The 7,649-nt window shown below is 51.5% G+C and carries 7 protein-coding genes; 3 read left to right on the top strand and 4 right to left on the bottom strand.

The features are described 5' to 3' along the window. Window positions 1–429, top strand: a 429-nt coding sequence (locus tag ACTG33_RS15005; protein ID WP_439136037.1) for a sulfotransferase family protein, incomplete at its 5' end; no start/stop codon positions are given. A gap of 73 nt (window positions 430–502) precedes the next feature. Here ACTG33_RS15005 and ACTG33_RS15000 read toward each other — a convergent pair. The 4 genes from ACTG33_RS15000 to ACTG33_RS14985 form a co-directional block, all read right to left on the bottom strand. Beyond that, window positions 503–859 (bottom strand): cupin domain-containing protein, encoded by a 357-nt coding sequence (locus tag ACTG33_RS15000; RefSeq protein WP_439136036.1) that lies wholly within the window; start codon window positions 857–859, stop codon window positions 503–505. A gap of 21 nt (window positions 860–880) precedes the next feature. Further along, window positions 881–2,905, bottom strand: coding sequence for an amidohydrolase (locus ACTG33_RS14995; RefSeq protein WP_439136035.1), 2,025 nt, complete (start codon window positions 2,903–2,905; stop codon window positions 881–883). Window positions 2,906–3,162: 257 nt separating this feature from the next. Beyond that, window positions 3,163–4,497 (bottom strand): glutamine synthetase family protein, encoded by a 1,335-nt coding sequence (locus ACTG33_RS14990; RefSeq protein ID WP_439136034.1) that lies wholly within the window; start codon window positions 4,495–4,497, stop codon window positions 3,163–3,165. Window positions 4,498–4,581: 84 nt separating this feature from the next. After that, on the bottom strand, window positions 4,582–5,328 hold the full coding sequence (locus ACTG33_RS14985) for a gamma-glutamyl-gamma-aminobutyrate hydrolase family protein (RefSeq protein ID WP_439136033.1): 747 nt from the start codon (window positions 5,326–5,328) through the stop codon (window positions 4,582–4,584). A 331-nt stretch (window positions 5,329–5,659) separates the two neighbouring features. On the opposite strand from ACTG33_RS14985, the gene ACTG33_RS14980 reads away from it, so the two are divergent. Further along, window positions 5,660–7,030 carry a glutamine synthetase family protein gene (locus tag ACTG33_RS14980; RefSeq protein ID WP_439136032.1) on the top strand — a complete coding sequence of 457 codons (1,371 nt, stop codon included), beginning with the start codon at window positions 5,660–5,662 and terminating at the stop codon, window positions 7,028–7,030. A gap of 185 nt (window positions 7,031–7,215) precedes the next feature. Then, a partial coding sequence (locus ACTG33_RS14975; protein WP_439136031.1) for a TetR/AcrR family transcriptional regulator occupies window positions 7,216–7,649 on the top strand: 434 nt, incomplete at its 3' end.

The raw sequence follows: 7,649 nt of genomic DNA, 5'->3' as shown, positions 1-7,649 counted from the left end.
CTGTGTTTCCCCAATGCCAAAATCATTAACGCCCGTCGCCACCCTATGGATTCCTGCCTCGGTTGTTTTAAGCAGCTGTGGGCCAAAGGGCAGCACTTCACCTACGACCTGGAAGATTTGGGGCATTATTACCGGGATTACGATCGATTGATGCAACACTGGCACAAAGTGTTACCCGGTCGAATTCTCGATGTGCAATATGAAGAAGTGGTCGACGATTTGGAAACCAATGTTCGTCGCTTGCTGGATTACTGCGAACTGCCGTTCGAAGAAAACTGTGTCAACTTCCACCAAACTCAGCGAGCAGTTAAAACCGCAAGTTCGGAACAGGTTCGCAAGCCCATTTACCGATCAGCCCTGGCTTACTGGAAAAACTTTGATGAAGAACTGAAACCGTTGAAAGACGTGTTAGGTGAATTGGCGAACTAAATACAAGTTCGTGGATAACCCAAACAAAAAAGGAGGCCACTGGCCTCCTTTTTTTGTGTATGGCTAAAGAGAATTACTTCTCATACACCACATACATTTTCTTCGCGGTTTCCACCGTGGTCCAGCTACCACTGAAACCTGCCGGAATGGCAAACATATCACCTTTCTGCAAAGTGATCTCATTGCCGTCATCATCGGCTACAACCACTTTCCCTTCCAACATAAAGCACACTTCTTCTTCGCTGTAGCTCACTTTGTGCGTGCCTGGCTCACCTTGCCAGATACCGGCACCAAAGGTTTTATCCTTGTTGTCATAGCAATGCCAGATCAGCTGAGCGGGATTGCCCGCCAGAATTTTTTCCTGATCCGGCAGATAGGACTCGGATTCAACCTGATCAGTACCAATTAGTTTGATGTCTTTAACGGACATAAATTACTCCTGAGTGAAAAATTATTGACGTTCAAAAACCACTTCGCCATTAAATACCGTGGTCAACACCTGGGTTTCGTCGATTTTATCCGCCTCGCCACTGTGAGCCAGATCGATAATGTTCTGACTCAACACCGCGAAGTCAGCTTTTTTACCCACTTCCAGTGAACCCACCAGATCGCTTTGACGCAGAGCCTGTGCTCCGTGGATGGTGTACGCATCCAGAATCTCTTCAATGGTTAAACGCTCATTAGCATTCCACACCACATCGCCTTCACCCTGACGGGTCACAGCCTGCTCGATATTCACAAACGGACGTGGTTCACGAGAATCCACTGGTGCATCACTGCCTGCCGCAAGCACTGCACCGGCGTTTTGCATACTCTTGGCCGGATAGCTGTACTGCATGGTGAAGTGTTCCGGATTATAAAGGTCATCAAGTCCATTAACCTGATCGATGAAAGGCGTCACAGTCACGTCGTAAGCCACTTCGGGTTTAACCCAGGCGTAAGTCATGGTGACATACAATCCCAACTCACCTGCGCGCTGAATATCAGCCGGATCCACCAATTGCGCGTGACCAATATTGTGCGGACGATTGGATTTTGGCAGCGCGGCAAACGCATCGATTGCAGTGCGTACCGCACGGTCACCGATAGCATGTGCATGAACGGTGTAATCGCGCGCATTCAGTGCCGCAATATAGTCACGGATAAAGGCTTCTGAATGTTCCAATACGCCTTCACTCTCGACACATTGCACAGGAGAAAAGCCATTCGCCTGCATAAACGCCTGACTGGCTGCACGCTGTTTATAAGCCGCCATATCCGCTCTGACCTGCTGACACAGCTCACTGTCGAGATCCACGTAGCGTTCAATGTCCAGAGTCTGAGCTTCGGCATCATAGTCAAACAGTGGTTGCTGGTAATGATGCAAGTGCGCAGCGTTGGGCAACGTCGGTGGATTCACCAGCGGATTACCTTCTATCACTCCGTCGATAAAGATTTTGGCCGCATCCGCTTTAATCAAAGGATTGTCTGCCACGCGAGCCCGCAGTTCATCGAAGGTCGCCATCAAGCGATCAATATCAATCGAGCCATCCGCTTTCTTATAGTCATTAAAATGTGGGTAGAGTGCGGTGGTAAGCCGGAACGTCTGCTTACCGGAAGCCTGCAAACCTTCATAGAGTGCCAGGCTATCAAGCGGTGCAGCGGCATCCTGCACTGAGGTGATGCCATAGCTGGCCAATTTTTTAGCCACTCTGGGCATGGCTTCTGCTGGGATCAACTCTCCCAGCAAGATACCCGGATTGATATCAACCAACAGACGGGCAGTCTCATTCAGGGAGCCGTTGGGACGACCGTCACCATCGCGGCCAATCAATTCGGCGTAATCAGAAAATTCATGATCGAGCGAATCGGCATTAATTCCGACCACGTCACCCGCCGGGTTTTTTGCGGTGGCCAGCGCTGCAGAATTCACGCCAGCGTGATGACCATCGTTACCTTTTAAGAAGATCGGGCTGTCCAGCGAGACAGCATCCAGAGCAGAACGTAAGGTTGGAAATTCATCACTGGGCTCATTGCCTTGAGTAAACGCCCACTGCTCCACAATCAGCCATTCCCCTTTTTGGATGTCGTAGCGACTGATGCAGTCTTTCAGCGTTGGCACCAATTCAGCCAAGGAATGAGGTTCACTATCCAGGTCACAGGTATCCAGCTGGACAATTCCGAGCGGATGAACATGAACATCGTGCAAACCCGGCAAGATCAGTTTTCCTGCGAGATCGGTTACTTGTGTGTTCTCATCAATAAAGGGCTTTACGCCTTCATTGGAACCAACAAACACAATCTCGTCACCTTTTACGGCGATCGATTGCATCAAGGTATGATTTTTGTCAGCGGTATAAATCGTCCCATTAGTGAAAACCAAATTGGCCGCCGCCGGAGCCATGGCAGGGACAGAATCTTTCTCACCACAGCCCAAGACCAATAACGCCGGAAGTAGAGTCAAGATCGACTTTGTGAATTCTTTATTGATACTCATCGTTTAAAGCTTCCCTAGAAAAGTAAATACAAAACCAGAAAGACCGCTGTTTATGTAAACACACAAGCCGGTCCAGAACTCTCAAAGCTTGCACAGACGGGATGCAGCTGACACACCGCAGGAGAATCATTGCTTTAGGTTTTTATTGAAGTTGATTCTTATTGGAGTTGATTTGAATGGTATTGCAACGCCGTTGATGGGAGTAACGTGCGCTTAATCTTCGAAGACCTTCGGGATTAGGCGCACTGGACAAGACCTTACACGTTCAACAGAAGATGCTCGCGCTCCCAGGAACTGATGACCTGATTAAACTCTTCGTACTCAAACGCTTTGACGGAAACATAAGCATCAACAAAAGTGTTGCCCATGATATCGCGCAGCTCTTCACACTCATCAAGCAGACGTGCGGCATATTCCAGTGTACGAGGCACTTCAATATCTTCTTCGTAGGAATTGCCCGTTGTCGGCGTGGTGGGCTCAACGCCCATCTTCATACCCAGATAACCGCAGGCGAGCGTTGCCGCAAAGGCCAGATAAGGGTTCACATCCACACCGGCAAAACGGTTTTCAACCCGCTTGGCCTGTGGCGAACTTTCCGGTACACGAATGCCGGTGGTACGGTTATCGTAACCCCAGTTCAGATTGATCGGTGCGGCAATGTCTTTGGCAAAGCGGCGATAGGAATTCACATTGGGCGCGTAAAACGGCATAGCGGCGGTGGTGAATTTTTGCAGACCACCAATGTAGTGACGGAACAAGTCGTTCTCGTTACCGTTTTCATCCACAAAAATATTCTTGCCGGTTGTCACATCGACAATACTCTGGTGAATGTGCATGGAACTGCCCGGCTGGGATTCCATGGGCTTGGCCATAAAGGTGGCAAACACACCGTGTTGCATGGCGGTTTCACGCAACGTGCGTTTAAAGGTAAATACCTGATCCGCCAGATCGAGAGGGTTACCGTGCAAGAAGTTCAACTCCATCTGCGCAGCACCGGTTTCATCGATTAATGAGTCCACATCCAGACCCATTTTTTCACAGTGACCGAACATGGCTTCAATCAGTGGCTCAAACTCATTGATGGCATCAATGGTATAAGAGCGACGCATCACCTCGGCACGCCCTGAACGACCGATAGGCGGCTCCAGCTCGTAATCCGGATCGGAAGTTTGTTTCACCAGATAGAATTCTACTTCCGGTGCGACAACCGGTTTCCAACCTTCTTTTTCGTACAGTGCCAGAACGCGCTTAAGCACGCCGCGACTCGACAGAGGGTGCAGTTCGCCATCGCGGGTCATGCAGTCGTGGATAATCTGAGCGGTGGGATCTTTGGCCCAGGGCACAAGGCGCATGGCTTTAGGATCCGGGCGCAAAAACATATCGCCGTCGTTCACCCCGAGAATATCGTCAAATTCGTCCGGGTAGCCTCCTGTGACTGACTGCAGCAGGATACTTTCTGGCAGGCGGGTTTCTTCTTTGAAGAATTTATCCGCCGGCACAAACTTGCCCCGCGCATTGCCGGTCATATCCGGAATCAAACATTCGACTTCGATAATATTGTTTTCTTTTAACCACTCGTTGATGGTATCCATAAGATGCCTTGGTTGGACCTGTTGTGTTGTAAGAATATGATAAAAATGTGTTGCTGCTCAGTCAGTTGATTCGCAATGACGAGCTTAACGTCTGGCCTCGCACGCCTGTTTAAAGGCTGTGAAGATACTCAGATAAAACGGATTGGTGGTGACCTTCCACTCCGGATGCCACTGTACGGCAAAGACAAACCGATCTTCGCGATCCAGACGGAAGGCTTCGACCAGACCGTCCGGTGCTTTGGCTTCTACGTTCAGACCTGGCGCCAGCTCTTTGATGCCTTGCTGGTGAACGCTGTTGACCTGAGCTTCGGCACTGTCACTGATCTGAGCCAACACACTGTTCGCTTCAAAATGAACCGCATGTGCCAAGCCGTACTGAACGTCTACTGGCTGCTCTGGATCTTCGCGGTGATCCATCATGCCCGGCAGTTCCTGTACCTTCTGGTGCAGAGTGCCGCCCAGCGCCACATTGATTTCCTGGAAGCCGCGGCAAATCCCCAGCAGCGGCACATTCGCGTCTATCGCCATCTTGATCAACGGCAGAGTCGCCGAGTCACGCGCGGGATCGTGCTGCGGATCGTCAGCCGGCTCACCGTTGTAGTGATGAGGTTCGATGTTGCTTGGCGATCCAGTCAGCAACAGGCCATCGATCATCGACAGATAGGTCTCCAGCAAATGTGGTTCGCCCATGGCCGGAATCAGCAGCGGAATCGCATTCATGCCTTCGCTGATACTGCGAATGTATTTATCGCCAATGGCGTGAAAGGGATGCAGACCTATCATTTTGCAGTCTGCCACCAAACCAATAACCAAAGGTTTTTCGTTACTCATGTTGTCTGTCATCCACCTGTTTACCGCGTAATCCAGTCCACTTTTCTATTTTAGACGCTCAGAACCAGCAGCAGAAAAAATAATTAATTTGTTATTTATCAATAGGTTAACCGAGAAAACCCCAGATGCCCTATCGATAAAAACCGAATTATGTTTCAGTTTATGAAGTTTTTATCCTAAAATCAACACATGTCAGCAGCGCCTGACAACAAGCTCTGGCCCAGTCGTCAGACTTCAACCCATCTAATATTGAGTGTGAGCAAACACAAAACACCGGTATGGATGCAACAGACTTAACGCACCAGAAAACACAGTACACGGGAGAACCATCGTGAGCGGTTTAACAGAGCAACAAGACTCAGATATCGTCGCAGAATTTTTACAGCAACACCCTGAGACAGAGACCATTGAAGTCATGCTCACAGACCTGAACGGCATTCTGCGAGGCAAATGGCTGCCCATTGAGAACATAGACCGCGTACTGGAAGGCAATTTCAAAATGCCACTGTCGGCCACGGCACCCGACATCTGGGGTCGTGACATTCCCGATCTTACCGCCGAAACCGGCGACGGCGATGGCATCTGCCACCCGGTGTTATCCACTCTGAAAATGATTCCCTGGCTGGAGCGCCCCACGGCGCAGCTGCTGCTCACCATGAGCGAAGAAGACGGCACCCCCTGGGCCTACGATCCCCGCGCACTGCTCGAAGAAGTGGTGGAACGCTATAAGGCCAAAGGGCTGCGCGCCGTCACCGCCCCCGAGCTGGAGTTTTATCTGTTCCTCGATCAGCGGGACGAGCAGGGCACACCGCAGCTGCCGGATTCCCGCGTCAACGGACGCAGCCAGATCGGCGGCCAGATCTTCAACACCGATCTGATGCACGAATACGCCGACCTGCTGCACGAGATCCGCAACGCCTGCCAATTGTTGGACTTGCCCCTCGACACCATTGTCAAAGAGTTGTCCCCCGGTCAGTTCGAACTGAATCTCAACCACGTCGACGATCCGCTGCTGGCCGCCGATAACGCCCAGCAACTGAAGCGAGTGATCAAAAGCATTGCCCACCGACACGGCTATATAGCGTCATTTATGGCCAAACCATTCGGTCAATTGGACGGCAACGGCATGCACATCCACGCCAGCGTCATTGACGAGCAGGGCAACAATATCTTCGATGACGGCACCGAGCTTGGCAGCGATGCCCTGCGGCACGCCATCGCCGGCTTACAGGAAACCATGGCCGACACCTTCCTGATGTTTGCGCCTCACCTCAACTCCTTCCGCCGCTATCGGGCGGGCAGCCACGCGCCTGTGGCGCCCACCTGGGGCTATGAGAACCGCGATGTCTCCATGCGCGTTCCCAACGGCGACAACAAGGCTCGCCGGATCGAATACCGCGTCGCCGGCGCCGACACCAACCCTTACCTGGCGCTGGCCGCTCTGCTGGCGGGCATGCTCTATGGCATCGAGAACAAGATAGAACCCACAGCCCCCGCCCCACAGGGCTATACCGAGCAAAAACCGTCTCTGCCGCGCAACTGGTACGACGCTCTGGACCGCTTTGAAGAATCAAACTACGTCACCCAGTATCTGGGGCCTCGCTTCCAGAAAGCCTTCAGCGCCGTGAAACATTTTGAGCAGGAAGAGTTTGAAGGTAACATTAGCCCCCTGGAATATGACACCTACCTGATTATGTCATAACGGTTATGGCAGAATGACCGCAATAACCCGTAACTGCTGCTCCATCACCTGATTTCCGAGAGGCCGTTCAACGCGAGCCTCTCAGAAGCCTTGTGTGCCGCACTTGTCGACAGGCCAAAGTTACAGACGCAGTGTTTCATGCGGCTATTTATGCAGTTACCTGGAAACCTAAAAGAGATCCTTCAATGTTAAAAGAGCGTCAGGAAAAAAGGAAAAGCGCGCTTAATCCACGTCGCCAGCCCGTACAACAACGTGCCCGCGAACGCACACAGCAAATTCTGGACATTACCGCCCGCCTTCTGGAAGAAGTCGGTGTGGATGATCTGACCACCATTTTGATCGCCAAAGAACTGGGCATCTCGGTCGGCTCCCTGTATCACTACTTCCCCAACAAACACGCCATCATGTACGCCCTGGGCGAGCGCTGGCTGGATGAAATGACCGAGGCGCTGAAAGACATCGAAGCCTTCGATCTGGAAAGCATGTCTCTGGAAGAATTTGTCGAAGCCTCGGTCGAACGCATGCTGGCGGTCTACCGTGTGCAGAAAGCCGTGTTGCCACTGGCACAGGCGCTGTGGTCTATTCCTGAACTGCGGGATCTGGATGGCAAGCACGATCT

Source organism: Pseudomaricurvus sp., from assembly GCF_965662505.1.
In the GTDB taxonomy this organism is placed as follows: Bacteria; Pseudomonadota; Gammaproteobacteria; order Pseudomonadales; family Cellvibrionaceae; genus Pseudomaricurvus.
The sequence above is the reverse complement of the archived record's forward strand: the minus strand, read 5'-3'. Positions and strand labels throughout refer to the sequence as shown.

Excerpts from the sequence above, each read along its gene's own strand:
- ACTG33_RS15000 (WP_439136036.1), bottom strand. The coding sequence starts at position 859 with ATGTCCGTTAAAGACATCAAACTAATTGGTACTGATCAGGTTGAATCC.
- ACTG33_RS14995 (WP_439136035.1), bottom strand. The coding sequence starts at position 2,905 with ATGAGTATCAATAAAGAATTCACAAAGTCGATCTTGACTCTACTTCCG.
- ACTG33_RS14990 (WP_439136034.1), bottom strand. The coding sequence starts at position 4,497 with ATGGATACCATCAACGAGTGGTTAAAAGAAAACAATATTATCGAAGTC.
- ACTG33_RS14985 (WP_439136033.1), bottom strand. The coding sequence starts at position 5,328 with ATGAGTAACGAAAAACCTTTGGTTATTGGTTTGGTGGCAGACTGCAAA.